The following is a 26,993-nucleotide window of genomic DNA, read 5'->3' on the forward strand; positions in this document are numbered from 1 at the left end:
TCCGTAAAAGTCCCGGAAAGGTCCTGGACAGGTCCCGCCCAGGTCACGCCGAGCGGAATCGGGAGCCCAGGCATGTCGTCGTGGATTCGGGCGTGGATGCGGTCACATGTTCTACGTCACTTCGTCGTGCGACCTCCCTCTCATCCGGCGTCGCGAGCGCAACCGGTGCCCTTAGACTCCCTCGCGTGACACGGTGCGGGCCGGTTGGCAAGATGGCCCGAACGGTCGGCAAGGTGCGGTAACAGGGAGGAAGCGTCTCGTGAGCAGCAGGCCATCCCGAGGCGCTGCTCGCCTCGCAGCCATACTGGACGCCCTTCCGGATGCGTTGGTGCTGGTCAACGCCAATGGAACCGTCGTCAATGCGAACACGATCGCGCTCGAGACGTTTGAGTCACCGGGGACAGCCCTCGTCGGGCGCGGGCTGCTCGATCTGCTGCCGCAGTTCGACTCCAAGCTGATCCCGGGCTCGATGCGGCGGCCCGACCACATGGACCCGCGCGGTCGGACCAAGCCGACCCGGATGATCGCCCGGAGGACCGACGGGAACGAGTTCCCGGTCGAGGTCACGAGCGCGAATCTGGAGAACGGCCAGCAGGCCTACGACGGACACGGCTACAGCGCCGACGAGCTGCTGATGCTCGTCGTACGGGACCTGTCCGGCACCGTCGACACCGAAGCCGAGCTGGCTCGCTCGCAGCGGCAGACCGAGATGATCCTGCGAGCCGCGGCCGAGGGTGTCGTGGGGACGGACACCGACGGGCGGATCGTCCTCGTCAACCCGGCCGCCGCTCAGATACTGGGCTACCGGGCCAGTGACCTCGGCGGGCGGGAACTGCACGACCTCGTACTGCACTCCCGTTCCGACGGCACGCCCTTCCCGTACGAGGAGTCGCCGCTCGCCGACACCCTGCGCTCCGGGCGCAAGCACCGGGTGCGCGGGCAGGCGCTGTGGTCGAAGAAGGGCGACAAGGTTCCGGTCGACCTGACGACCGCGCCCGTCCGCGACGGCGACCAACTCGTCGGCGCGGTGCTGACCTTCACCGACCGGCGTCCGTACGACGCGCTCGCCGAGGAGAAGGCCACCGTCGAGAAGCGCCACGACGAGGAGTTGGAGCGGCTGTCCGAGGAGCACGCCTCCGAGCTCACCGCGCTGCGCCAGAAGCACGTGAACGAGCTGGAGGAGATCCGGGAGCAGCACGAGGAGGAGCTCGCCGCGGGCGAGGAGCGGTACGCCGCCCTCGGTGAGCGGGAGAAGGACCGTTACGAGGCCCTCGCCGGACGGCACGAGCAACTGCTGACGCTGCTCGCCCAGTCGCTGCGCGGTCCCCTGGACGAACTGCGCCGCGACCTTTCCGCCCTGGCCGCCGACGACGCGGGGCAGTTGTGGCCCGAGGCCAACCAGGTGCTTCATCACCTGTCGGCCGGTTATTCGCGGATCACCACGCTCATCGACAACGTCCTCGGATACCAGCGGCTCGACACCGGCGCCGACGGCATCACTCGTACGAAGGTGATGCTCGACGCCGTGGTCGCGGCGGGTGTGGACGGGGCCGTGGAGCTGATCGGACCCGGACGTGTGCAGTTCGCCGTGCACGCGCCGCCCATCGAGGCCGAGGTGGACTCCCGGCTGCTCGCGACCGCGCTCGCGCATCTCGTGGCCGATGTCGCCGGTGTCGACGCGACCGGCAACGCGCCCGTTTCGGCGGGCGGTTACATGGACAACACCGTCGTCGTGGCGGCGGCACAGCGCGGCGAGGTCGTACGGATCGAGGTACGCGGACCGTACGCCGGGGGAGACCCGGTGCACGAGCCGATCGTGCGCGGGATCGTGCGCGCGCACGGTGGCGTGCTGCAGACGCACGAAGTGCCGGGCATGAGCGGCAATGCCTACGTCCTTGAAGTGCCCCTCGGTGGTGGGGCCGGGGCCGTCGCGGCTCCGGGACCGGCCGCGCTGGAGGCCGCTCCCGGCCAGGGTGCCGTACCCGAGCAGGCCACGCAGAGCACGCACACCACTTCCGGCGGCGGACGGCGGCGGGCCCGGCGGGCCACCACGGACGCCTTCCTGGAGAGCGAGGTGCCAGGCGCCGACGGCGAGGGCACCGAGACGGAGGCCGTGGCACCTACCGGACGGCGCAGGCGGCGGGCTGCCGCGGCGCAGGAGTCCGCCCCCGTCCCGGCCCAGGCGGCGGGCGAGAGCGGCGACGTGTCCGGCGGTTCCGGACGGCGGCGCGGGCAACCGGCCGAGATCGGTGCCGGTGGGGGTGACGACGGCGGCGGTGACGGTGACGGCCGTACGGAGATCGCCGCGGCCGTCGCGGGTGTCGCCGGTGTGTCGGAGGGTGCCGTCGTCACCGCCGCCGAGCATGCGGCCGGGACCGCGGCCGCGGGGACCGGTCTGGGCGGTACGGTGCCGCCGCAGGGCGTACCCGCGTCCGGCGGACGGCGTGCCCTGCGCGACGGCGGCGAACAGCACGCGCTGCCGCCGGCACTGCCGGCGGGGGCCTCCGCCGACCCTGCCGACGATGCACAGCAGCCCACCGGACGGCGTCGGCGTGCGCTGGCCGCGGCCAGCGAGCGCGCCGCCGCGCAGGAAGCCGGCCCTCGTACGGTGTTCGCCCTGCCGCCCGCCGACGCGGACCGCCCGACGGACGGCACAGATGGCGCAGATGGCGCAGATGGCACAGACGCCACAGACGGTCAGGCGGTGGCTCCGGGCTCGGCTCAGGCTCAGGGGTTGGTGCCGGTTCCCGGCCAGGGTGCGCCCGCCGACGCCGGTGTCGATGACGGGTGGCACGACGCCGTGCCGCACAGTCAGGCCGACGACCACACTCCGCCGCAGCCGCACCCCGCGAACGCACCGACGGGACGCCGTCGGCGGGCGGTCGGTCAACAGGCGGAGGCGGAAGCCGGCGGGACGCCTGAAGAGGTCTCTGCCCTGGCTGTTTCGGCCGCCGGGCAGGCCGCGCAGGGCACACCGGCCCAGACGGGTGTGTCTCAGGCGGGCACGGCCCAGGGCCCTGCGGCCGCCGGGCAGAGTGGCGTGGTCGGGCAGGGTGGTACGGCGGGACATGGCGGTGCGGCGGGTCAGCCGGTGCCGGTCGGTCAGCCGGGTGCCCCGGTGCCCGCGCCGGGTGCTGCCGCTCACGGAGTTCAGATGTCGCCCGGCCAGCCGGTCGTGGCTCCGGCCGGCCTGGTCGGCCCGGCGCAGACGACACCGGGCCAGGGTGTCCCGGCTTCCGCTCCGTTTCCGGCGCACAACGCGCCCGGACAGGACGGGTTGCCCGCTCAACTCGCCCAGGGGCAGCTCGCCCCCGGCGCTTCCGTACCTGGCTCCGTACCCGCTGGCTCCGTACCCGCTGGCTCCGTACCTGGGCAGTTGGTGCCCGGGCAGGCCGTACCCGGACAGGCCGTACCCGGGCAGCCCGTACCCGGCGCTCCCGTGCCGGGGCAGGCCCTTCCCGGCGCTGCCGTGCCTGGTCAGCCTGGGCCTGGCGCTCCGGTGCCCGGCCTGCCGCTCACTGCGGGGCCGACCGCGCCCGGCCAGGCCGCCGCAGTTCCCCATCAGGTCCTGCCCGCCCAGAGCCTCCCGGCGCAGGGCGCCCCGACCGCTCTCGGCGTGCCCAACGCCAACACCGCAGGCCAGCCGCTCCCAGCCGAAGCCCTACCCGGCCAGGGCGCCCCCGGGCAGGCCGTCCCCGGCCAAGTTGCCCCTGGTCACGCCGCGCCCGGTCAGGTCCTCCCCGGTCAGATCCCCCCGGGCCAGTCGGCACCCGCCCACGGCGTCCCGCCCCACGGCACCCCCGCCCAGGGCACAACCGCCCCCGGCGCCGCTGCCCAAGCCCCTCACACTCCCGGCATGGCCGGCGCCCCCGCCCAGGCCACCGCAGCCGCACCCGCACCCGCACCCGCCCCCCAGCAGTGGCCCGGTGCCCAGGACACGTCCGCCGCCGGCATGCCCATCCCCCCGAACGGCGCCGCAACCCCCGTACCGCCCACCGGACCCCAGCCGTCGCAAGCGCAGCCCACCAGCACCCCCGGGCCCGGCGCTCCACTCCCCCCGGAGGCCGCCGCAGGCCACCCCCGCGCCGCCCAGCCCCTCCCCGCGGAAGCAACCGGAGCAGGCGTAGACGTAGGGGCAGGCGTAGGTGCAGGCGTAGGTGCAGGCGTAGGTGCGGGTGCGGGTGCAGGTATCGCCCCTCCTGCCGTATCCCCCGAGGCCCCGGCGGACCCCAACTCCACCCAGGGCAGGGCCATCAGCGTGCGCACGCTCGGCCAGGGCGTACCGTTCACCCGGCACCCGCAGGCATCGCATCCTGCTTCCCCGCTCCCGTCCACCACGCCTCCCCCGCATCAGCCGGGCGGCTCCGGTCGGCGCCGCAAGCTCGGGACGCGGAACGACCCCGGTGCCGGGCACTCGGAGCAGGCGGCCCGTTCGCACCCACAGGGCGACCAGGCCGTCGTACCGCAGCAGTCGCAGCCGCAGGCGTCGCTCGCCGGGCAGTCCCGGCTGGTGCAGGCGACCGAGGGAACGGGACGGTCGTACGCCATAGGGGCACCGGATGTGAACGCCGCCGAGGGGCCCGAGCCCCTGGACGGGCCGGGCGGCGCCGTCGAGGTGGCGGATCCGCCGCGCCTTCAGCCGATGGACGACGAACTGCCGCCGGAGCCGCTGGACAACCCGCGCAGGCTGCTGGTGTGGCCGGCGCCTGACGTGACCACGCAGCAGGCACTGAGCGACCGCGGGTACCGGCCGGTCATCGTGCACTCGCGCGAGGAGGTGGACGCGCAGATCGCGGCGTTCCCCGCCGCGCTGTTCGTGGACCCGTTGACCGGACCGATCACGCGGACCGCGCTGCAGTCGCTGCGGCAGGCGGCGGTCGCGGCCGAGGTGCCGGTGCTGGTGACGGCCGGGCTCGGACAGGCATCGCGGGAGGCGGCGTACGGCGCCGATCCCGCCGTACTGCTCAAGGCGCTTGCGCCGCGCGACAGCGAGCAGCATCCGCCGCGCGTCCTGCTGATCGAGGAGCACGCGGAGATCGCGCTCGCGCTGACCGCGGCACTGGAGCGGCGCGGGATGCAGGTCGCCCGGGCCGCGAGTGACGCCGACGCCGTGACGCTGGCGGGGCAGCTCAGGCCCAACCTCGTCGTGATGGACCTCATGCAGGTGCATCGACACCGGGCCGGCATCGTGGACTGGCTGCGCGCGAACGGGCAGCTCAACCGCACCCCGCTCGTCGTCTACACCGCCGCCGTCGACCAGGCGGACCTGCCGCGGCTGGCGTCCGGGGAGACGGTCCTCTTCCTCGCCGAGCGGTCCACGAGCGGCGAGGTGCAGAGCAGGATCGTCGACCTGCTGTCCCGCATCGGCACCAACTGAACCGAATCAGCACCAACTGAACCGAATCGGGGGAACTGCCTTCGTCGCCTCAGGGAGGGAGCCGACCTCGCCCGGGCCCCACTCGGGGCACGCTCGGGGCACTCCCGCAGTGTGCCCTGGGTGCACCCGGGGCACACTGCGGGGCGCGCCTAGGGCTCGACCAGCCTCCGTGCCGCCGCCTTGATCGAGGCGCGCAGGCGTTCGCGGTCGGCGTCCTCCGGGCCCGTGAGGACGCGGCGCATCTGCGGGACGACGGCGGCCCAGTTGGCGAGGGCCGTCAGCAGGAACAGCAGGTCACGGGGCGGGAAAGCGTCCGTGATGACACCCCGGGCCTGGCCGTCCTCGATGGCGGCGACCTTGCGGGTGTAGTGGTCCTGGCGCTCGGCCTCGTCGGGGAGTTCGGAGGTGCCGTACTCCATGCCCTCCCAGAAGAGGAGGCGCAGCAGTTCGGGGTGGGCGGTGTGATAGTCGATCAGGCGGTCGATCCAGCCCTCCATGTCGTCCGGGTCGACCGGGACGGCGGCGGCGAGATCGACCATGCAGATTCCCAGGACCTGGGTGAACAGCTCCGCCTTGTTGCCGAAGTACGCGTAGATCAACTGCTTGTTCGCCTTGGCCGTGGCGGCGATCCGGTCGATGCGGGCGCCCGCGATGCCATGACGGGCGAACTCGGCGACCGCCGCCTCGAAGATCCGCGCCTTGGTGGCCTCGGGGTCTCTGACTGCCATGAAGGCAGGGTAGCCGCCTGGTAACCAACCGTTTGGTTACCCGGGAACGGATGGGGAATGCGGACGCCGGCGGGACTGTTCGCTCCATCAACCAACCAGTTGGTTGATTGATGGACAGAGTCGGGTCTAAGGAGTTCCGTCCCCATGTCGACCACAGTCACCGCCCAGCAGGGCCGTACGCCGACCCGTCAGCCGGACACCGCCACCCGCTTCCTCCTCCCCTTGATCACCCTGGCCACCGCGGTCACGGCCGCCAACATCTACCTCGCGGCCCCGCTGCTCCCCCTCATCGCCCACGACTTCGGCTCGACCCCTTCCGCCGTCGCCTGGGTCGCCTCGGTCGCCCAGTTCGGCTACGCCACCGGCCTCCTGGTCTTCGCCCCGCTCGGCGACAGCGTCAACCGGCGCCGGCTGGTCGCCGTCCTGTCGCTCGTCACGGCCGCGGCGCTGGTCGCCGGTGCGGCGGCCGCGGGGACCACCGCTCTCGCCGCGGCCGTCCTCGTCGCTGTTCCTGTTCCTGTTCCTGTTCCTGTTCCTGTTCGTGTTCGTGTTCGTGTTCGTGTTCGTGTTCGTGTTCGTCAGAGCTTCGTGATGTCCAACTGTCCGTCCGCGTACCTCCTGCGCAGCACCTTTTTGTCGAACTTTCCGACGCTGGTCTTCGGGACCGCCTCGACGATTGTCCAGCGCTCCGGGAGCTGCCACCTGGCGATGTGGCCCTCGCCGGAGAGGAAGGCACGCAGGGACTCGAAGTCGGCGGTGGCGCCCTCCTTGAGGACGACCGTGGCCAGCGGGCGCTCGCCCCACCTGTCGTCGGGGACGGCGACGACGGCCGCCTCGGCGATGTCCGGATGGGACATCAGCGCGTTCTCCAGCTCCACCGAGGAGATCCACTCTCCGCCGGACTTGATGACGTCCTTGGCGCGGTCGGTGAGAGTGAGGAAACCGTCGGGGGAGATGGTGCCCACGTCCCCCGTCTTCAGCCAGCCGTCCTCACTGAACTTGTCGGCGGGGCACAGGGGTTCGGCGTCGGGGCCGTTGTAGTAGGCGCCCGCGATCCAGGGGCCGCGCACCTCCAGCTCGCCGGCCGACTCGCCGTCCCAGGGGAGGCGTTCGCCGCCGGGGCCGGTGAGGCGGGCCTCGACGCTCGTCGGGAAACGGCCCTGGGTGAGTCGGTACCGGAACTCCTCCTCCGTACCGACCGCCTGGGCCGGCGGACGGGCAACCGTGCCGAGCGGCGAGGTCTCCGTCATGCCCCAGGCGTGGCAGACCCGCATGCCCAGCTTGTCGAACGCCTCCATCAGCGCCGGCGGGCAGGCCGAGCCGCCGATGGTGACCTGGCGGAGGGAGGAGACGTCCCGGGGCTTCGCGGTCAGCTCGGCCAACAGGCCCTGCCAGATGGTGGGGACGGCGGCCGCGTGCGTCGGGTTCTCACGCTCGATCATCGCGGCGAGCGGGGCCGGCTGGAGGAAACGGTCCGGCATCAGCATGTTCACGCCGGTCATGAAGGTCGCGTGCGGCAGACCCCAGGCGTTGACGTGGAACTGGGGGACCACGATGAGCGAGGTGTCCTGGTCGGTCAGGCCCATCGACTGGGTCATGTTGACCTGCATGGAGTGCAGGTAGACCGAACGGTGGGAGTAGACCACGCCCTTCGGGTCGCCCGTCGTCCCGGAGGTGTAACACATGGCGGCGGCCTGGCGTTCGTCCAGCTCCGGCCAGTCGTACGTGGTCGGCTTCCCGGCGATCAGGTCCTCGTACTCGTGCACCTGAACGGCCGCGTCCGCGAGCAGGGTACGGTCGCCCGGCCCGGTCACGACCACGTGCTCGACCGTTTCGAGGTGCGGGAGCAGCGGGGCCAGCAGGGGGAGCAGTGAACCGTTGGCGATCACGATCCGGTCGGCCGCATGGCCCACGATCCACGCCAGCTGCTCAGGCGGGAGACGGAGGTTGAGCGTGTGCAGGACCGCGCCCATGGAGGGGATCGCGAAGTAGGCCTCGACATGCTCGGCGTTGTTCCAAGCAAGAGTTGCCACACGATCGTCGCCGACGACTCCGAGGTCCTCGCGCAGGGCGTGCGCCAACTGGGCGGCGCGGGCGCCGATCTCGGCGAAGGAACGGCGCTGCGGGTCGTCGTCCCCGGTCCAGGTGATCACCTGCGAAGTGCCGTGGACCGTCGACCCGTGGGTCAGGATCCTGGAGATCAACAGCGGTACGTCCTGCATGGTGCTCAGCACGGCGTCCTCCCGAGGCGACGTTGCCTACGCGGCAGTAAGGGCTGCGCAGATTCTCCGCGCATACCGCACGGTATGCCACTAGGGCAGGATGATCGATCGCGTCACCTTACGCTCACGGCGTGCTGCCGGTACCGGTTCGGGCCCACCCAGGACACGTAAGACTTCACCGGTCCGGGCCCACCAGGGACCCGCGCATCCGGTGTTATCGGGCCAGGCCGAGCTCGGGGTCCTCGCGGAGTTTGCCCAGGGCCCTGGACACTGCCGACTTCACTGTGCCGACGGACACCCCGAGCACCTCGGCGGTCTGGACCTCGCTGAGGTCCTCGTAATACCTGAGGACGACCATCGCCCGCTGCCGGGCGGGCAGCTTCATGATCGCCCGCCACATCGCGTCGTGCAGCGCCTGCTGCTCCGCCGGGTCGCCACCGGTGGGCACGGGCTCCGGCTCGGGCAATTCGTCGCACGCGAACTCGTCGACCTTGCGCTTGCGCCACTGCGAGGTGCGCGTGTTCAGGAGCGCGCGGCGCACATAGCCGTCGAGTGCACGATGGTCCTCGATGCGCTCCCAGGCCACGTACGTCTTGGCGAGCGCGGTCTGCAGCAGGTCCTCCGCGTCGCACGGGTTCGCGGTGAGTGACCGGGCAGTACGCAGCAGCACCGGCTGGCGGGCCTTCACGTACGAGGAGAAGGAGGGGTACGACGGGTAAGAAGGGTACGGAAGGACCTGCGTCGCCGGCGTGGCTGCCTCCGGAGCGCTGGTGCAGACGATTGTGGTCATGACTCAACGCTATGAGTGAGGGCCCCTCCCGCTCATCGGCCGCAGGTCCCGAAGACAACTCCGCCTCAGGTTGTAGGGGTGGTGCCGGCTACACCTCCTGAAGGTGGACGAGAGAGCCGGGGGTACTGCGGGATTGCCCCTGGGGGGTGTCCGCCGACGGCTGCCGCCGGTTACCCCTGGAGGACGGTCCAAGGGCGGACCCGGATTTGGTACTACCGGCTCGCCCGCCAGACGGTCGCGTTGGCCCTGCCCACCAGACGGTCGCGTTGGCCCTGCGGGCGCACCCGCCAGACGGTCGCCGTGCCGCCGACGGCAGGGGCGGTGGCCCCTCGGTTCCTCCGCCGGCGGCTCGCTGCCGTGTCTCAGACGTCCGAGGTCAGTATGAGGCCCGACGTCGGCACACCCGTTCCCGCCGTCACAAGGACCCGGCCCGCTCCCGGTATCTGGTTCACGGCCGTGCCTCGGATCTGACGTACACCTTCCGCGATGCCGTTCATCCCATGCAGATATGCCTCACCCAGCTGCCCTCCGTGCGTGTTCAGCGGCAGCCGCTCCTCCGCGACGAAGTCGGACGCCTCCCCCTTTCCGCAGAAGCCGAACTCCTCCAGTTGTGTCAGCACGAACGGGGTGAAGTGGTCGTACAGGATCCCCACCTCGATGTCGGCGGGCGTGAGTCCGGAGGTCCGCCACAGTTGCCGGGCCACCACGTTCATCTCCGGCAGGCCGGTCAGGTCGTCGCGGTAGAAGCTGGTCATCTGCTCCTGCGCCCGGCCCGTACCCTGGGCGGCCGCCGTGATGACGGTGGGCCGGTGGGGCAGGTCACGGGCCCGCTCCACCGAGGTGATGACGAGCGCCTGGCCGCCGTCGGTCTCCTGGCAGCAGTCCAGCAGCCGTAGCGGCTCGACGATCCAGCGAGAGGACGCGTGGTCGGCCAGGGTGATCGGGCGGCCGTGGAAGTAGGCCGCCGGGTTGGTCGCCGCGTACCTGCGGTCCGTCACCGCCACGTGCCCGAACGCCTCCGGGGTCAGGCCGTATGTGTGCAGATACCGCTGGGCCGCCATCGCCACCCAGGATGCCGGGGTGAGCAGTCCGAAGGGCAGGGACCAGCCGAGCGCGACCCCCTCCGCCGACGGCTCCCGGTGCTGTACGCCCGAGCCGAATCTGCGGCCCGACCGTTCGTTGAAGGCGCGATAGCAGACGACCACCTCGGCGACGCCCGTGGCGACGGCGAGCGCGGCCTGCTGGACGGTGGCGCAGGCCGCCCCGCCGCCGTAGTGGACGCGGGCGAAGAAGGCCAGCTCGCCCATCCCGCAGGCCTGGGCGACGGTGATCTCCGGGCTGGTGTCCATCGTGAACGTGACCATTCCGTCCACGTCGGCTGGCCGCAGCCCGGCGTCCTCCAGTGCGGCCCGCACCGCCTCCGCCGCCAGCCGCAGCTCACTTCGTCCCGAGTCCTTGGAGAACTCCGTTGCCCCGATACCGACGATCGCCGCGCGTCCGCCGAGCGTGTCCCTGGTGCGTACGCTCATCCCGGCGCTCCTCGCTCTGCCGGTTCCTCTTCCTCGCGGGGCTCCGCCAACTCCCTTACCTCACCCGGTTCGCCTTGCTCCTCCCGCCCCGGTGGCTTCCTCCTCGGCAGGGTGACCGTCACTGTGCCGGTCACATGTCTGCCGGTCGCGTTGTCACCGATCACACGGACGGTTGCGGTGTCGCCGTCCACCGACTCGGTCACGTTCTCGATGGCCCCCGTCAACACCATCGTGTCCCCGGGGTAGTTGGGAGCGCCGAGTCTGATGGCCACCTTGCGGAGTACGGCCCGTGGGCCGAAGTGGTCGGTGATGTAGCGACCGACCAGGCCGTTCGTCGTCAGGATGTTCATGAAGATGTCGGGGGAGCCCTTCTCCCGGGCCAGTTCGGCGTCGTGGTGGACGTCCTGGTAGTCGCGGGAGGCGATGGCCCCGGCCACGACGAGGGTGCGGGTGATCGGGATCTCCAGCGGCGGGAGTTCGTCGCCGGGTGTCATGCGGTCCTCGGCCTGCTTGATGCGCCCCTTGGGGCCGCCCTTCTCATCGTCTGCGCCTGCCTTCACGCGGCCTCCCCTCCGGCACGGAAGACCGGCAGCACCAACTCGTCGTCGTACTGCTGGAATTCGAGCCGGACCGGCTGGCCGATCCGCACCTTGTCGTAGGGCACCCCCACCACGTTGCTGATCACCCGGACGCCCTCCGCGAGTTCGATCAGGGCCACCGCGTAAGGGGGGTCGAAGGCCGGGAAGGGCGGGTGGTGCAGGACGACGTACGAGAAGACGGTGCCCTCCCCGCTCGCCTCGATCGTGCCCCAGTCCGGGCAGCCGCAGGCGTGGCAGCCGGGGAGCCAGGGGAAGCGCAGGGTCGTGCAGGCGGAGCAGCGCTGGATGAGGAGCCGGTGCTGTCGAACGCCGTCCCAGAAGCCGGCGTTGTCGCGGTTGACGACGGGGCGGGGGCGCACGACCGAGCGGGCCGGGGGCTTCCTCTCCGGTCGGTGTGCCGGGGCGTACTTGAGGATGCGGAAGCGGTGGGTGCCCGCGAGGTGCTCGCCCACGCGTACGTCCATCCGGGTCGTCACGAAGTAGCCCGTGCCGAGTTTCGTCGTCTTGCGCTCCGACACCGACTCGATGACCGAATCGAAGGTGATCTCGTCTCCGGGGCGCAGGGCTCTGACGTACTCCTGCTCGCAGTCGGTGGCGACCACCGCGGTGCAGCCCTCCTCGTCGAGGACGGTGAGCAGTTCGTCGTACGCCTCTGTTCGCCCGGTGTGACCGGTGAGGCCACCCATGGTCCACACCTGGAGCATGGTGGGCGGGGCGACGGCGTCCGGGCCGAGGTACGCCGGGTTGGTGTCGCCCATTGCCTCGCACCAGTGCCGGATCATGGGCTCGTTGACGGGGTCCTTTCCGACGCCGGCGACGGCTGCGGACCGCCCCTCGAACGTCTTCAGCCGCCGCTCCGTGCTTTCCGGGGCATCGCTCGCCCCCGACGTGTCGCTCATCTTCGCCCCCTCGCTGTCCTCTGCCCGTCCCTCGTGTCCCCAGCCGCGTCGCGTGGCGTGGCGTTGTGCCGTGCCGCACCGCACCGTGCCGTGCCGCGTCATGCCACCTCGCTTGGACACTTCTGGTACACCGCAGCCGCCGGTCCGGTTCCCACCGTCCTCCCAAAGATTTCTGACTGTCCGTCAGATAAGGAGAGGTGTCAAGACCGGCGGCCCGGCACGCGAAGAACGGTGGCCGTCGCTTCCGGCGCCGAACTCCCTCGACCCCACGCCAGACGCGCCGGCCCGCTCCGCGACACCCGCCCCGCGCACGAAAACGCCGGCCTGCCCACGAAAACGTCTGCGCGGCGATGCTGTAGCACCGCCGCGCAGACGCTTGTCACCCCACAGAGCACCCCATGCACGGGAGTTCAGGAGACCGGCGCCCGAACGCCGACCCCCTCAGATCACCACCACAGGGGGGTGAAGTTGACGGACGTGTTGTCGTTCCCCTGATTGACGGCCGTGAACGCGGAGCCGTTGACCTGGGCAGCATTGCTCTGATTCGAGGCACCGGAGCCGACAGCCTGCTGCTGCGTGGTGGCCGAGTTGCCGTAGTTGTCACCACCGACGCCGCCGCCGGCGACGCCCGCCACGGCTGTCGTCACGGACGCACTCGATCCGTCCTCCACGAACGCGCCGTTGTCCGCCGCCGCCATGCCGGTGAAGAGCGCGGCAGCCAGAGGAAGGGCGGTGACGGCGGCGATGACGCGGGCGGTACGGATGCCGCACTGGAAGCCATGATTCCCCCTCAAGCGTGACGACAAAGTCGATAAACCCCTTTCATGACCTCAACGACCAGGCAGGGACGGGTATGTGCAACTCACACTCAAGGGGCACAAGAGATGAAGCGTTCCCGCACGTGTGCCGCCAATCCGCACGCTTCGGCGAGTCGAGGCCAGCCCTCCTCCTTTTTTCGAACATACGTACGAGCATGGAGGGTTTCTGCGTCGCCATGACGTGGCGCGAAGTGGGGTCCGCTTGTGGGCGGATCCCACTTCGCGCCTGGTGGGAGACTTGTTCCATGGACCGTTTCCAGCTGTGCGAGGCTCTTCGAGCGGCCAGGGTCCCTGAGGCGAACTACGAGATTCCGGACTGCCCCGGCGGCCATCGCCCGATGGACCACTACTTCCTGGAGGAACGCGGCGGCACGTGGGTCGTGGGAGTCCACGAGCGTGGCCGGCGAGAGGTGCGCGAGCGGTTCCCGGACGAGGCCCGGGCATGCGACTGGCTCTACGACCGTCTCACCGACGAGGGACCGCCGCCCGTCCCGGCCACGCCCGAGGAGCTGGATGAGATCCTGCACGACAGCGAGGGCATCCAGCGGCGGGCGCGCGAGGAACTCGGACGAGCCCTCACTGAGGCCCGCCGCCGGCCCCTCAAGGGACCCCCCGGGAGGCCCTCCGTCGGCGAGAGCCGCAAAGAGCCGCCGACGACAGCGTGACCTGCCGGCGACCTGCCCGCGCGCCATGCCCGACTTCGCCGAATAAGGCCGAAAGGCGCCCTGTCTGCATGGTGTACCGCGCACTCACACTCAAAAAATGGCGGTTCTCCACAGTGTCAGCCAGCCTGAGTGCCTGTTGTGCTCCTCGCACGGGCCCGACGTTCGTGAGCGCGGACGGATCATCCCCCTGTCATCCGAACTCTGCGACAGGTGCTGGAACAAGGTCGCCAACGATCTTGCCCTGAACGAGGGCGCCACAGCGGCACCGGAGCCCGAGTTCGCCCCGGATGACGTGGCATGGATCGAACCCCGCACGTGCCAGCATTGCGATACGCCGGTGCGTTGCTACCCCACCAACTATGACCGTTGGGTCGAACTGGCCACGTTCGAGCTGCCTGCGAAGAAGGTCCCTCCGCGACACCGTTGGCGTTTGATGCGCCCGAGAGCAGCGAACACCCCGATCGCTGTGGCGACAGTAGCCATCAGGATCGGCGCCATCGATCCCGCACCCGGAGAGCCTGTCATTCCCGCTCACGAGTTCGTGTGCCTGCGGCATGAAGCATGACCGTGCCCTTCGCGTGCGCGATCGGCCGGGGACCCACGGGAAACAGCGGGTCGCTCAAGGAGAGCGGACACGACGAGAGCCCCCGACCTTTTTCGCTGGTCAGAGGCTCTCACGCTGCGGAGGCGGTGAGATTCGAACTCACGGTGACATCGCTGCCACGACGGTTTTCAAGACCGTTCCCTTAGGCCGCTCGGGCACGCCTCCCCGCGCCACCGTCACCGGCAGCGCGGGGACAAGAGTAACGGGTGGTTCGAGTGGATGGCGGTCAGCTGTCGCCTGTACGGGAGCCGAGGGTGAGTTCGACCGTGTGGGTCTTGCCGCCGCGTTCGTAGGTGATCGTGACCTTGTCGCCGGGCTTGTGGGTCCAGATCTCGCCGATCAGGGTGGGGCCGGAGTCGATCACGTGGTCGTCGAGCTTGGTGATGACGTCCCCGGGCTTGAGGCCGGCCTTCGCGGCGGGGCCGCCCGCCTCGACCGCCTCGGAGCCGCTGGCGCCCTGCTCGGTGATCTTGGCACCGCCCGTGCCGTCCTCCAGGGAGACGGACGCGCCGATCTTCGCGTAGACCGGCTTGCCGGTCTGGATCAGCTGCTGGGCGACGTACTTCGCCTGGTTGATCGGGATGGCAAAGCCGAGGCCGATCGAGCCGGACTGACTGGTCCCGCCGAGGCCGCCGCCGCCCGAGGACTGGATCGCGGAGTTGATGCCGATGACGTTGCCCTGCGCGTCGAGCAGCGGGCCGCCGGAGTTGCCCGGGTTGATCGAGGCGTCCGTCTGCAGGGCGCTCATATAGGAGGCGTTGGAGCCGCTGCCGTCACTTGAGGCCACTGGGCGGTTCTTCGCGCTGATGATGCCCGTGGTGACCGTGTTGGACAGGCCGAAGGGGGCGCCGATCGCGATCGTCGAGTCGCCGACAGCCACCTTGTCGGAGTCGCCCAGGGTGAGCGGCTTGAGGTCGCTCGGGGTGTTCTTGAGCTTGATGACAGCCACGTCGTACCCCTGGGCATGGCCCACGACCTCGGCGTCGAACTTCTTGCCGCTCGGGAAGGTCGCCGTGACCTTCCCGCCGTCGACGGCCTCCGCCACCACGTGGTTGTTGGTGATGATGTGGCCCTCGGTGTCGAAGACGAAGCCGGTGCCGGTGCCGCCCTCGCCGTTGCTGCTCTCCGCCTCGATGGTGACGGTGCTGGGCAGCGCCTTGGCGGCCACGCCCGCGACCGTGCCCGGGTCGCGCTTCACGGAGCCGCCGCTGTCGGAGGCGGAGACGGTCGTCGAGGAGCCGTTGTCGTTGTCCTTGGCCAGGGTGTAGCCGAGGCCGCCGCCCAGGCCGCCCGCGACGAGCGCGGCCACCAGGATCGCGGCGACCAGCCCACCGCGCCCGCTGCGGGGCTTCGGAGCGGGCTGCTGGTAGGCCGCGCCCCACTGGGGGCCCGCGCCGCCGGAGCCGCCGTCGGCGTACGACGGGGTGGCTGGCGGGGGCGGGGGCCAGCCGCTCTCCGGAGCGGCGCCCTGAGGATGCTGCCCATACGGCTGGCCCTGGGGGGCGCCTCCGGGGTCCGCCGAGGAGTAGGCGGGGGCGGGCGCCTGACCGGCGCGCACCAGTTCCTGCTCATGGGCGCCGGGGCCTGTCGAGGGCACCGGCGGGATCGGAGTCGTCGGGGCGCCTCCGCCAGGAGCGGGGTACTCCTGGGGCGCCGAAGCAGCGGGAGCATCCACCGGCACGGGGGGTGCGGACGGGGCCGGGGGTACCGCGGTGCCCTCGTTCTCGGTGCTCACAGCTTGTCTCCTCGATCCACGACTGTTGTTGTCGGTCGCACTCGGTCACGCTCGCGCACGTTGCCCGACGGTCCGGCGCCGGTGCAGCTGTACATGTCTTGTTGTCTGCCGTCAGCTTTTCCCACAGGCCGTCAGAGCACCATAAGCGGTGCCTGTGGGTCCGCCGCCACTCTTTACATACGTCACATCGGGCAAACAGGACGCAACTCCGAGGCAACCATTCGCACGCGTACCCTCGCGCGGTGGCACCATGACGCGGTGACCCACGTACGACAGCACCGCACTCAGGTCGTCGCCCATCGCGGAGCCTCCGAAGAGGCCCCCGAGCACACGCTTGCCGCGTACCGGAAGGCGATCGAGGACGGTGCCGACGCCCTCGAATGCGACGTACGGCTGACCGCGGACGGCCATCTCGTCTGCGTCCACGACCGTCGCGTCAACCGTACGTCCAACGGCCGCGGGGCGGTCTCCGCACTGGAGCTCGCGGACCTCGCCGCCCTGGACTTCGGCTCGCGCAGGACACGGGACTTCTGGCGCACGCGCGACGAGGAGCCCGACTGGGAGTTCCGCCCCGAGGACCGCGAGGACACCTCCGTACTGACCCTGGAGCGGTTGCTGGAGCTGGTCGCGGACGCCGGACGGCAGGTGGAGCTGGCGATCGAGACCAAGCACCCCACGCGGTGGGCGGGGCAGGTCGAGGAGCGACTGATGCACCTGCTGAAGCGCTTCGGGCTCGACGCCCCGGACTCGGCCGGGGAGTCGCCGGTCCGGATCATGAGCTTCTCGGCCCGCTCACTGCTCCGGGTGCGGGCCGCCGCACCGACACTGCCGACGGTCTACCTGATGCAGTTCGTCTCGCCCCGACTGCGCGACGGACGACTGCCCGCGGGTGTCCGGATCGCGGGCCCCTCGATCCGGATCGTGCGCAATCACCCCGCGTACATCGAGCGCTTGAAGGAGGCCGGCCACCAGGTGCACGTATGGACGGTGAACGAGCCGGAGGACGTCGATCTCTGTCTCGACCTGGGCATCGACGCCATCATCACCAATCGTCCGGCCGCGGTGTTGCGTCGACTCGGCCGGTGACTGGTAAAGACCTGTGAAGAATCCTTGACCCGTTCGCCCGTCGAACGGCATCCTCCACCTTCGACATACCGTCGAAATCCAGCCACATCGCTACAGGGTGTGCTCCGGCGCGTTCGATCTGTATTCGATCGTTGCGAATGCGTCGTGGGACCTGGATTGACCGGTTTCCGGTACAGGCCAAAGGGGCATCCACACCGTGGCGTGGGGCAAAGGAGGTCTCGGGGGTGGCGTTGGTGGTGGCACAGGAGGTGCCCGCGTCGTCGAGCATGGCCGTACCCCATGGCCCTGCGGGCGTGGGCCGGGCAAGGCGCCATATGCGTGCGCAACTGCGCAGCGGCGGCGTATCGGAATCGGTCATCGACGACGCCGTCCTGATTCTTTCCGAACTTTTGAGCAACGCGTGCAAGCACGGTCGGCCGCTGGGCGACGCCCTGGCCGGGGATGGCGACGTCCGTGCCGCCTGGCGGGTGGACGCGGGCGGCAGGCTCATGGTCGAGGTGACGGACGGCGGCGGGCCCACCCGCCCGGCTCCGGCCACGCCCTCGGTCACCGCGCACGGCGGCCGCGGGCTGAACATCATCACGAAACTGGCGGAGGACTGGGGCGTCCGGGACGACGCCCGGGGCGAGGTCACGGTGTGGGTCGTTGTCCATGCCGACGTTCATGATCCGGACGCCGGACACCGCCGTGACGACTTCGCCACGCGTGTCACGGCACCGTCGGTACCGGCCCTGCCGGTCCGGGACTTCGCGGACGCGTTCGACGACAGGGATTGAACCGGTCCGCAAACTCGACCGACCGGAGACCGGTCGGAGAGCTGGACCGGTCGGAGAATTGGGCTGACCCGAGAATTGGGCTGACCCGAGAAGACCGGGATGACCCAAGAAGACCGGGTTGTTCAGAAATTCGGGCGGTCCCGAGATCCAGGATGCCGGAGAACCGGGCCGACCGGGACTGAGCCCGGCCTGGGACTCGACCCCCGGTGACCAGGACAACCCGGCCCGTTACCCCCAGGCCGGCGCATCGGCTCCCGTTATCCACATCCACAAGTCGACACATCCGTCCCCGTTGTCCACAGGCTCCCGTCGGTCAAGTCGTGAACGGCTAGGCTCGCGCCCGTACGAGACGAGCCGTAACCGGGAGACACCCACCATGGCCAAGAAGCGCACCCAGACGAAGGCCAAGCGGCCACAGATCACGGACGGGGCCCGCGCCGTAGGCGCTGATGGGCACGTTCCGGTCGTCGGTGCCCGCGAGCCCTGCCCGTGCGGCAGCGGCCGCCGCTACAAGGCGTGTCACGGCCGGGCGGCCGCGCAGGCCGCGACCGAGCTGGTGCACCGTCCTTTCGAGGGGCTGCCGGGGGAGTGTGACTGGGTGGCGCTGCGCGAGCTGGTGCCGGCCGCGACGGTCGCGTTGACGCTGAAGGGCGGCCTTCCCGAGGGCGTTCCGTCGGTCACGCTGGCCACGGTCCTGCCGATGGCCTGGCCCGCGCTGCGCCGCGACGACGGCTCGGTGCTGATCGGTCTGCAGAACGACACGGCGTCGGGCGACATCAGCCGCGACCTCGCCGACACCCTCCAGCGTGCGCTGACCGTGGAGCCCGGCACCCCGGTTGAGGGGCGCCGTGCCCCGGCCGACGGTCCGCGGCTGCAGGATCTGCTCACCCCCGAAGGTGCGTTCGACCCAGTTGTGCACCCGGGCTTCGAGTTCTGGATTCCGGACGCGGATAACGCCACTCCGGAGGTGACCGCCTCCCTGGAGCGGGCCAACGCCGCCGCCATCCCGACCGTGCGGCTGACCGGCGTGGACGCGGCGTACTGGTGCGAGACACCGGAGAAGAACCACCTGCGCTGGGTCATGCCGCACCCGGAGGAGCAGCTTCTGGACGCTCTCGCCCGGCTGCACGCGGCGGGCCGTTCCAGCCTCGGCGAGGGCACCCGCCTCGTGGGCTCCTTCCGCGCTCACGGGCTCACCGTGCCGGTCTGGGACCTGCCGAGCGCCATCACGGCGGAGGACATCGAGAAGCCGGCCGCCGAGTTCGCCGAGCGCTTGGCGGACGCCCTGGCCACGGACGCCCCACTGACCGCCGACGAGCGCCGCGCGCGCGGAGGGCTCACCAACCGTCAGGTCACGCTGAGTTGACGAAATCCGTGCGGCTGACTGGCCGGTCAGCCGCACGGGACGAGTGACCCGTGGCTCACAACTCCCGCTCAGGACAAGCCAGTCGGTGTCCGAATAGCCAAAGACAAGTCGAGATCGAATTTGCGAACTGCCGATCTCTTGTTACCGTTTGAGTAGCCCGGTTGCTGGTGCATCCCCCGTCGCCAGCAACCGGGTTCTTCCTTGCGCGGATTTCTTCACGGTATGGCATCGCGCATCAACTGCCGGTGGATGTCCTGGAGTTGCTCCCGGACCGCAGCAGCAGCCGCCCATCTCCGCTCTTCGCCGCGAACTCCGTGACCGCCGTGTAGCCGTCCAGGTGGCCCTGAGTGCGCTCCCGAGGCGTCTCGCAGGTTCCGGGCTCGTCCTCGGCGGGAATCGCACAGCGGATCTGCACGGCGCGGCCACCGGGTCCCAGGAGACTCAGGACGGTGTCCAGCGCGCCGCCGGTCGCGTTGCGGTAGTACGTACGCGCCCAGTTCTCCTCACCCTGGGTCATCACACAGGTCTGGGCCTCGACACCGTCGGGGGAGGTGAGTTCGGGGCCGCAGCGGGCGGCGGTGGCCAGACCCAGGCCGAGCAGGAAGGGTGCAGGGGTCCCCTCACGCGAGGTTGGTCGAGCGCCGGGGAGGCCGGGTTCGGCGGAGAATGCCTTGGCGTCGACACGGGCGGAAGGCCGTACGGAATCCCGCCCATCAACCCGCCCGGACGCACGTACGGAATCCCGCGCATCGGCCTGCCCGGACGCCCGCACGGGCGGGCGGCCCTCGTCGCCCACCGGCCCTGCGGACGCCACGGCCAGCGGCAGCGCGACCGCGCAAGCCGCGACGCCCGCGAGGGCGAGGAGACGGAGGTTCATACGCCGGAAGATAACGAGCGGGAGCGTGCGGCCGGTTCCGTCCGCGCCCGACACCCTTACAACTCGGGTGCGCTCACACCCGTACGAGTGAGCGCCTCGACCACCGCGTCCACCACGGCCTCGACATCCGGCACCCACGGGGCCGCCGAGCCGGGCAGTGGGGCGCGTTCCCAGCGGATCTCGCCCTGGCCGGTCTCGGACGGGGGCAGGGCGAGGTAGCCGCCCTCGCCATGGAAGCGGAGGGAGCCGGGGACATGGTCCTTGGCGTACAGCAGTTCGCCCAACTGTTCCAGCGAGTACGGCTTCACGAGGATCGCCCAGCGCGTCGGCGAGGCGACGACCGGGCCGAGACGCATGCCGTCGCGGTCTAGCGCGCTGAGGGCACGGGCGGCCGGGAGCGCCGGCAGGCTCACCGCGCAGGGCGCCGTGTCGCCGGTGGCGAGGACGATGGGGGCGGCAGGCCGGTTGGCCCACCACCAGCGCACCATGCGTTCGTCGGTGGTGGCCGCGAGGAGGCCTGGGTCGAAGGGGTGGGCGCCTGGCACCGTGCACTCGGGATCCGGGCAGCCGCAGCGGTCGCGACCCTGCGGATCCGCCGCCACACCCGGGAGTACGGGCCACTGCCATTCCTTGGCGAAGGTCAGGGCCGCACTGATCAACTCAGGCCTCCCGTCGCCACGCTGGGACAGGAGCCTGTGTCGCCTTCCGAGGATCTCGCGCATGAGCGCTCGTTCCTTTCCGTTGCACCGCTGGCAACACCGAGGACCACATCACATCATGTGTCGATCACTTCACTGTGCGTACCTGTTGGCGCATCACACCCCTGTTGAGACAAGGGGAACCCCTATGGGCCGAACATCGGCTGCGTCCGCGGCAGCCTCGCCCATACCTGCGGTCTATCAAGAGCACGAGCGTGGCGTGGGGGTGGCGAAGTCTGGCGTTTGCCGTCACGCGTATTTCTCTTCGCCTCCGCCACGGGAGGATGGGGCTCGGTCGTCGGTGACTAAGACGCCCGGGTCCGTCGCCAGGTTCCGGGTGATTGCCAACCACCCCTGGCCTTCTCCGAGTAGGTACCCATCACGACCGGTGTGACGCTCTGTGGAGCAAGGCCAGTCGACCGCAATAAGCCTCTACCTGGGGCAGTTTTAAGCCAACTTTACCTTCCGGCAAGGGGCGCACCGGAAACGCACGGACACCAGGAATCCCGGCAGGACAATGCTGGACATCCCCTGAGGAGTGCGTGTACATGTGGAGACACTGCTGGCGACGCAGAATGACATGGGGGTTTGCGATGCTTTTGAGCAGTATGCACCGGCCGGAAAGCCGGACCTCATGAACGCCCCTCACCCTCCGAAAGTGGCTGGAATCGATCCAACGGTTCCCTCCCCCGCACACACTGTCGCGCCCGCGCCTGTCGCCGCAGAGACCTCTGCAGAGACCTCTGCGGTGCTCTCGTCCAGCGCCCCCGGCGCCCTGCTCCAGGACCGTCTCGCCGGCTGGGTCTCGGACCTCACGACACTGCACGAACTCACCGAACGCCTGGCCTGCACGGACGCGCTCGCCGGCGGTCTCCAGGAAGTACTGCGCGCCGGAGCCGCCTTGGTGGGCGCCCGCCGCGGACTCGTCGTGCTGGAGCCGGGCGACGGACTCGGCCCCGACACCACCATCGGCCTGGGCCTCGGCCGCGCCGACCTCGGCCACATCGAGACCGTGCCGCGCAGTTCCCTGGCGTACGGCCGCATCCTCGACGGACTGCCGGGCGCCGACCGGGAGATCGCCCAGCCCGACCTGTTCGCGGACGAGGGGCTCGACCCTCGGCACCGTGAGGTGGCCGCCCGCCTCGGCTACGCCGCCAGTTACGCACTCCCCCTGACCACCGACGACACCACCGGCCGTCTAGGCGCCGCCGTGTGGCTCTACGACGAGCCCGCCGAGCCGACCGAACGCCAGCGCCACCTGGTCGGTCTGTACGCCCGGTACGCGAGCCAGCACCTGACCCGGCTGGTCGAGATGGAGCGCACGCGCGCGTGCATGGCGACGATCTCCGAGGAGCTGCTGCCGTCCCGGCTCCCCCGCGTCGCCGGAGTGCGGCTCGCCGCCCGTCATCGCACCGGCCCGCGCGGCGGCGGCGACTGGTACGACGCACTGCCGCTGCCGGACGCCGCGCTCGGGCTGGCCGTCGGCTCGGTGACGGGTTCCGGGGCCAGCGCGATCGCCGCGATGGGACGCCTCAGGGCCTCCCTGCGGGCGTACGCCGTGATGGAGGGCGAGGACCCCGTCGCCGTGCTGTCCGACCTGGAACTGCTGCTCCGACTCACCGAGCCCGCCCGCTCGGCCACCGCCCTGTTCGCCTACTGCGAGCCCGCGCTGCGCAAGATCACGCTGGCCGGTGCCGGGCACTGCCCGCCGCTGCTGGTCGGGGAGCGGCGCACCGAGTTCGTGGAGACGTCCGTGTCGGCGCCCCTGGGGATGCTCGCCTGCTGGGAGGCGCCGAGCGTGGAGTTCCAGGCGGAGGCCGGAGAGACGGTTCTGCTGTACACCGACGGGCTGCTGCACCGCACCGGCGACCCCACCGACCGCGCTTTCGCGCGGCTGCACGCGGCGGCGGCCGGGGTACCGAAGACGCTGCGGCACGACCCGGCCGCCATCGCCGACCATGTCCTGCGAACCGTACTGCCGGGCGGGCCGGACGAGGCGGACTCCGAGGAGGACGTCGTGCTGCTCGCCGCTCACTTCGAGTAGCCGCACGTCGAGCAGCCGCACTTCGAGTAGCCGCCGGTAACAGGTCCTGTGGCCCCGGGCCCCCTTCCGTACGACCGTACGATGGAGGGGGTCCAGTGCCCTATCTAGGAGGATGACCGTGGCCGACGAGCTCACCCCGGCAGTGTCTGACTGTGCTGCTGACGCAGCGGGCCCGGAAGAGTCGGAAGAGCCCCCCAAGCAGCGGAAGAACGGCTTGTACCCGGGCGTGTCCGACGAACTGGCCGAGAACATGAAGTCCGGCTGGGCCGACACGGAGCTGCGCGGCCTGGAGCCGATCGCTCAGGCCGCCGAGACGGCCGCGCGGCGTGCCGCGCTGTCGGCGCGTTTCCCCGGTGAGCGTCTGGTGATTCCGGCGGGCAATCTGAAGACCCGTTCGAACGACACGGACTATCCGTTCCGCGCGTCGGTCGAGTACGCGTACCTGACCGGAAACCAGACCGAGGACGGGGTGCTCGTTTTGGAGCCCGCCGCCGACGGCCACCGGGCCACGATCTACCTCCTGCCGCGCTCCGACCGGGAGAACGGCGAGTTCTGGCTCTCCGGCCAGGGCGAGCTGTGGGTCGGCCGCCGCCACTCCCTCACCGAGGCGGCGGAGTTGTACGGCATCCCCGCCTCCGACGTGCGCGAGTTGGCGGACGCGCTGCGCGAGGCCACCGGTCCGGTGCGGCTCGTGCGTGGCTACGACGCCGCCATCGAGGCCGCGCTGACCGACAAGGTCACCGCCGAGCGCGACGAGGAACTGCGGGTCTTCCTCTCCGAGGAGCGACTGGTCAAGGACGAGTTCGAGATCGGCGAGCTGCAGAAGGCGGTCGATTCGACCGTGCGTGGCTTCGAGGACGTCGTACGCGTTCTGGACAAGGCCGAGGCCACCTCCGAGCGGTACATCGAGGGCACGTTCTTCCTCCGCGCGCGCGTGGAGGGCAACGACGTCGGCTACGGCTCCATCTGCGCGTCCGGTCCGCACGCCTGCACGCTGCACTGGGTGCGCAACGACGGGCCGGTCAGGTCGGGTGACCTGCTGCTGCTCGACGCGGGCGTCGAGACGCACACGTACTACACGGCCGACGTCACACGCACGCTGCCGGTCAGCGGACGATTCAGCGAGATCCAGAAGAAGATCTACGACGCCGTGCACGAGGCCCAGGAAGCCGGAATCGCGGCGGTGCAGCCGGGGGCGAAGTACCGGAACTTCCATGACGCGGCCCAGCGGGTGCTGACCGAGCGGCTCGTGGAGTGGGGGCTGGTCGAGGGGCCGGTGGAGCGGGTGCTGGAGCTGGGGCTGCAGCGGCGGTGGACGCTGCACGGGACGGGGCACATGCTCGGCATGGATGTCCATGACTGCGCTGCCGCGCGCGTGGAGTCGTATGTCGACGGCACGCTGGAGCCGGGGATGGTACTCACCGTCGAGCCTGGTCTGTACTTCCAGGCCGACGATCTGACGGTGCCGGAGGAGTACCGGGGGATCGGTGTGCGGATCGAGGACGACATCCTGGTGACGGAGGACGGCAACCGGAACCTTTCGGCAGGCCTGCCCCGGCAGTCCGACGAGGTGGAGTCCTGGATGGCGGCCCTCAAGGGTTGATGTTCGGCTACGGGTCATTCGTGGCTGGTCGCGCGGGTTCCCCGCACCCATGAGGGTGTGGGGGTGCCGCCGACCTGCCCTGCGGGCGGGCTTCCCGCGGGGTGCTACACCGCCATCAGCGGCGCGTCCTTCCGCCACTTCAGGATCTTGTCGAAACTGACCACCGCGCCGCTTCGTCCTGGCTTGTTGCCGATGTGGACGTGGTCGGCGAGTTCCTGGATGAGACAGAGGCCTCGTCCGTTCTCGGCCCCGCTGGGGGCGGGACGGACGGCCTGGACGCGGGCGAAGCCGGGGCCCGAGTCGGCGACCTCGATGCGGCACTTCTCGCCGTCGAGGTAGGCGGTGACCCGGAACGCCTCCGAGGGGCCGCCGCACGCGGTGTCCCCGCCGTGTTCGACAGCGTTCGCACAGGCCTCGCTGAGGGCCACGGAGAGGTCGTACGAGACCTCGGGATCGACTCCCGCGGTCTCCATGGTGCCGAGCAGCAGGCGCCGGGCGAGCGGCACGCTCGCAGCTTCGCGCCGAAGATGGAGTGACCACCAGATGCTCATGCTCCAGCCTCCCGGCCGCGGCTCGACATACCGTTACGTATTGCCGCGACCGCACCGGTGTAAGCACACAGTTGACGTGATGCCGCCCATACGGGGGATGTACCGAGAGTGGCGGTCGGTGTATGTGGGGCAGCGTGTGGCACACGGGACCTTCCGGTCGTAGCTCCCGTACGTCATCTTGCGGACCTGCCACATGACGCCCATAAGGGCAGTGCGATGATGAGCCCGCCATGACTGCCCCCCACTCGCGCACGACGCGCTCCGGAGCAGCTCTCCGGGTTCTGCGGGCCGCGGTGTTCGCCGCGGTCTGCGTCGTGCTGGCCGCGTTGGGGCACGCCCTCACCTCCTGCGCCGCGGTTCCGCTGTGGACGCTGGGCGCGGGGTTCCTGGGGGCCGTCCTGGTGGCGGCGCCGCTCGCCGGACGCGAGCGCTCGCTGCCCGGGATCACGGCACTGCTCGCCCTCGGCCAGACCGGACTGCACGTGCTGTTCGGCCTGGGCCAGCACGGCATGGCTGCGGATACGGCGACGGCCGCGGCGGGATCGGCATCCCTGGGATCGCTGCCCTCGATGGCGTCGATGACTTCCCTGTCCGACGCCTCACTGGTCGAACAGGCCGCACGGCTCGTGTGCGGGACCACCGCCGCCGCCATCAGCCCCGTCCAGGCCCAGAAGATCCTCGTCGACGCCCGGGTCCACCCGGTCACGACGGGCGGAACCGGAACGGGAGTCACGCCCCACCCGGCGGACGCCCTGTCCACCGCCGCGGGTTCCTCCATGTCGCTGCTTCCCTCGCTGCCGATGCTGCTGGGGCACGTCCTCGCGGCCCTCGCCGCCGGCTGGCTGCTGCGCTGCGGAGACCTGGCGCTGCTGCGGCTCGCCGAACTGTCCGCGGTATCCGCGCACTCGGTCGCCGAGGGGGCGCTCGTACGGTCCCTGCGCGGAGCGCTCGCGCTGGTGCGCGCCCTGCGTGCCGGACTGCCGGGCACGCCCGAGGCCGGTCCGCGCCGGCCGCGCACCGCCCTGCTCACGCCGCCGCCACCACGCACCACCGCACTCCAGCACACGGTGACCAGGCGCGGCCCACCCGCCGTCGCCGCTCTCGTTCTCACCGCCTGACACGACGTCGACCCGCACGCTCCACCTCCGTGGACAGGGGCCGCCGTCGTGCGGCACGCGCGTGTGCCCGTGTTCCTCAGTGATCACTTACGCGCACCCTCTCTTCCTCACCGGAACCGGAAACCCACCCGAAGTGGAGTGCTGTCCATGAAGGCCTCTCGTCTCGCCGTCATCGGCGCGGTCGCCGCCGCCGCCGTCGTCGGCCTGTCCTCACCCGCGTTCGCGCACGTCAGCGTGCAACCCGAGGGGTCCGCCGCCAAGGGCGGTTACGCGGTCCTGGACTTCAAGGTCCCCAACGAGCGTGACAACGCTTCGACCACCAAGCTCGAGGTCAATTTCCCGAGCGACCACCCGCTGGCCTCGGTGATGCCGGAGCCGATGGCCGGCTGGAGCGTCAAGGTCACCAAGTCCAAGCTCGCAAAGCCCGTCGAGGCCCACGGCGAGCAGATCACCGAGGCCGTCAGCAAGGTCACCTGGACCGCCGACGGCAAGGGCATCGAGCCCGGCTACTTCGAGAAGTTCCCCGTCTCCGTGGGCGCGCTGCCCGAGGACGCGGACGACATGGTCTTCAAGACGATCCAGACGTACTCCGACAACGAGGTCGTGCGCTGGATCGAGGAGCAGAAGGACGGCGCGCAGGAGCCCGAGAACCCGGCTCCCGTGCTCACGCTGTCCGCCGCCTCCGAGGACGGCCACCACGGCTCGTCCGCGGCCGCGGAGACCTCCGCCAAGACCGCGTCCACTGGGAAGACCGCCGCGGCCGCCGCTCCCGCCGACAACAGCGACACCACCGCCCGAGTCCTGGGCGTCGTCGGCATCGTCGTCGGCGTGGTCGGGGTGGCCTACGGCGTCCTCGCCGGACGCCGGCGCACCACCGCCTGACGATCGCCCGGCCACCGCCCACCGGG

20 protein-coding genes, 1 tRNA gene and 2 pseudogenes are annotated in these 26,993 nt (G+C 70.7%); 11 read left to right on the plus strand and 12 right to left on the minus strand.

The features are described from left to right. Positions 1–259: 259 nt before the first annotated feature. Entirely contained in the window at positions 260–5,377 is a 5,118-nt protein-coding gene (locus tag M2271_RS14050) for a PAS domain-containing protein (RefSeq protein WP_280887521.1), read from the plus strand. Between the two features lie 149 nt (positions 5,378–5,526). Here the strand turns inward: M2271_RS14050 and M2271_RS14055 are convergent, their stop codons facing one another. Beyond that, a complete protein-coding gene (locus tag M2271_RS14055) occupies positions 5,527–6,105 on the minus strand; it encodes a TetR family transcriptional regulator (RefSeq protein WP_280887522.1) in 579 nt (192 codons plus the stop codon). A gap of 144 nt (positions 6,106–6,249) precedes the next feature. Here M2271_RS14055 and M2271_RS14060 point away from each other — a divergent pair. Continuing rightward, positions 6,250–6,612, plus strand: a pseudogene (locus M2271_RS14060) (MFS transporter); the annotation flags it as partial. A gap of 71 nt (positions 6,613–6,683) precedes the next feature. On the opposite strand, the gene M2271_RS14065 reads toward M2271_RS14060, so the two are convergent. The 6 genes and pseudogenes from M2271_RS14065 to M2271_RS14090 form a co-directional block, all read right to left on the minus strand. Next, positions 6,684–8,327: a long-chain fatty acid--CoA ligase gene (locus M2271_RS14065; RefSeq protein WP_280887704.1), complete on the minus strand. Its 1,644-nt coding sequence runs from the start codon at positions 8,325–8,327 to the stop codon at positions 6,684–6,686. A 214-nt stretch (positions 8,328–8,541) separates the two neighbouring features. Beyond that, positions 8,542–9,117 (minus strand): SigE family RNA polymerase sigma factor, encoded by a 576-nt coding sequence (locus M2271_RS14070; RefSeq protein WP_280887523.1) that lies wholly within the window; start codon positions 9,115–9,117, stop codon positions 8,542–8,544. 362 nt (positions 9,118–9,479) lie between these two features. Continuing rightward, positions 9,480–10,646, minus strand: a complete 1,167-nt coding sequence (locus M2271_RS14075; RefSeq protein ID WP_280887524.1) for a lipid-transfer protein — start codon at positions 10,644–10,646, stop codon at positions 9,480–9,482. A gap of 104 nt (positions 10,647–10,750) precedes the next feature. Further along, positions 10,751–11,140, minus strand: a pseudogene (locus tag M2271_RS14080) (MaoC family dehydratase); the annotation flags it as partial. Between the two features lie 62 nt (positions 11,141–11,202). Next, positions 11,203–12,144, minus strand: a complete 942-nt coding sequence (locus M2271_RS14085; RefSeq protein ID WP_280887525.1) for an OB-fold domain-containing protein — start codon at positions 12,142–12,144, stop codon at positions 11,203–11,205. A 446-nt stretch (positions 12,145–12,590) separates the two neighbouring features. Then, on the minus strand, positions 12,591–12,938 hold the full coding sequence (locus M2271_RS14090) for a hypothetical protein (RefSeq protein ID WP_280887526.1): 348 nt from the start codon (positions 12,936–12,938) through the stop codon (positions 12,591–12,593). 269 nt (positions 12,939–13,207) lie between these two features. Here M2271_RS14090 and M2271_RS14095 point away from each other — a divergent pair, with 269 nt between their 5' ends. After that, positions 13,208–13,627 (plus strand): hypothetical protein, encoded by a 420-nt coding sequence (locus M2271_RS14095; RefSeq protein WP_280887527.1) that lies wholly within the window; start codon positions 13,208–13,210, stop codon positions 13,625–13,627. A 97-nt stretch (positions 13,628–13,724) separates the two neighbouring features. Next, positions 13,725–14,192, plus strand: coding sequence for a DUF6083 domain-containing protein (locus tag M2271_RS14100; RefSeq protein ID WP_280887528.1), 468 nt, complete (start codon positions 13,725–13,727; stop codon positions 14,190–14,192). A gap of 117 nt (positions 14,193–14,309) precedes the next feature. Here the strand turns inward: M2271_RS14100 and M2271_RS14105 are convergent. Beyond that, positions 14,310–14,396 (minus strand) — tRNA-Ser (locus tag M2271_RS14105). 61 nt (positions 14,397–14,457) lie between these two features. Next, entirely contained in the window at positions 14,458–15,966 is a 1,509-nt protein-coding gene (locus M2271_RS14110) for a trypsin-like peptidase domain-containing protein (RefSeq protein WP_280887529.1), read from the minus strand. A gap of 258 nt (positions 15,967–16,224) precedes the next feature. Here M2271_RS14110 and M2271_RS14115 point away from each other — a divergent pair, with 258 nt between their 5' ends. From M2271_RS14115 to M2271_RS14125, 3 genes are all read left to right on the plus strand, one after another. After that, positions 16,225–17,052, plus strand: coding sequence for a glycerophosphodiester phosphodiesterase (locus tag M2271_RS14115; RefSeq protein WP_280887530.1), 828 nt, complete (start codon positions 16,225–16,227; stop codon positions 17,050–17,052). A 137-nt stretch (positions 17,053–17,189) separates the two neighbouring features. Beyond that, a complete protein-coding gene (locus M2271_RS14120) occupies positions 17,190–17,828 on the plus strand; it encodes an ATP-binding protein (protein WP_280887531.1) in 639 nt (212 codons plus the stop codon). Between the two features lie 376 nt (positions 17,829–18,204). Next, on the plus strand, positions 18,205–19,194 hold the full coding sequence (locus M2271_RS14125; protein ID WP_280887532.1) for a DUF5926 family protein: 990 nt from the start codon (positions 18,205–18,207) through the stop codon (positions 19,192–19,194). Between the two features lie 235 nt (positions 19,195–19,429). On the opposite strand, the gene M2271_RS14130 is transcribed toward M2271_RS14125, so the two are convergent. After that, positions 19,430–20,071: a hypothetical protein gene (locus M2271_RS14130; protein WP_280887533.1), complete on the minus strand. Its 642-nt coding sequence runs from the start codon at positions 20,069–20,071 to the stop codon at positions 19,430–19,432. Positions 20,072–20,127: 56 nt separating this feature from the next. Beyond that, entirely contained in the window at positions 20,128–20,793 is a 666-nt protein-coding gene (locus M2271_RS14135; protein WP_280887534.1) for a bifunctional DNA primase/polymerase, read from the minus strand. Positions 20,794–21,349: 556 nt separating this feature from the next. Here M2271_RS14135 and M2271_RS14140 point away from each other — a divergent pair. Together M2271_RS14140 and M2271_RS14145 are read left to right on the plus strand one after the other, a co-directional pair. Then, complete coding sequence (locus tag M2271_RS14140; protein ID WP_280887535.1) at positions 21,350–22,813, plus strand: PP2C family protein-serine/threonine phosphatase; 1,464 nt, start codon at positions 21,350–21,352, stop codon at positions 22,811–22,813. A gap of 118 nt (positions 22,814–22,931) precedes the next feature. Next, positions 22,932–24,416, plus strand: a complete 1,485-nt coding sequence (locus tag M2271_RS14145) for an aminopeptidase P family protein (RefSeq protein WP_280887536.1) — start codon at positions 22,932–22,934, stop codon at positions 24,414–24,416. A 104-nt stretch (positions 24,417–24,520) separates the two neighbouring features. Here the strand turns inward: M2271_RS14145 and M2271_RS14150 are convergent, their stop codons facing one another. Next, positions 24,521–24,967 (minus strand): ATP-binding protein, encoded by a 447-nt coding sequence (locus M2271_RS14150; RefSeq protein WP_280887537.1) that lies wholly within the window; start codon positions 24,965–24,967, stop codon positions 24,521–24,523. A 230-nt stretch (positions 24,968–25,197) separates the two neighbouring features. Between M2271_RS14150 and M2271_RS14155 the strand changes: the two genes are divergently transcribed. Next, a complete protein-coding gene (locus tag M2271_RS14155; RefSeq protein WP_280887538.1) occupies positions 25,198–26,085 on the plus strand; it encodes a hypothetical protein in 888 nt (295 codons plus the stop codon). A gap of 147 nt (positions 26,086–26,232) precedes the next feature. Continuing rightward, positions 26,233–26,967: a YcnI family protein gene (locus M2271_RS14160; RefSeq protein ID WP_280887539.1), complete on the plus strand. Its 735-nt coding sequence runs from the start codon at positions 26,233–26,235 to the stop codon at positions 26,965–26,967. Positions 26,968–26,993 lie beyond the last annotated feature (26 nt).

Origin of the sequence: Streptomyces sp. LBL (assembly GCF_029893585.1) — a bacterium.
In the GTDB taxonomy this organism is placed as follows: Bacteria; Actinomycetota; Actinomycetes; order Streptomycetales; family Streptomycetaceae; genus Streptomyces.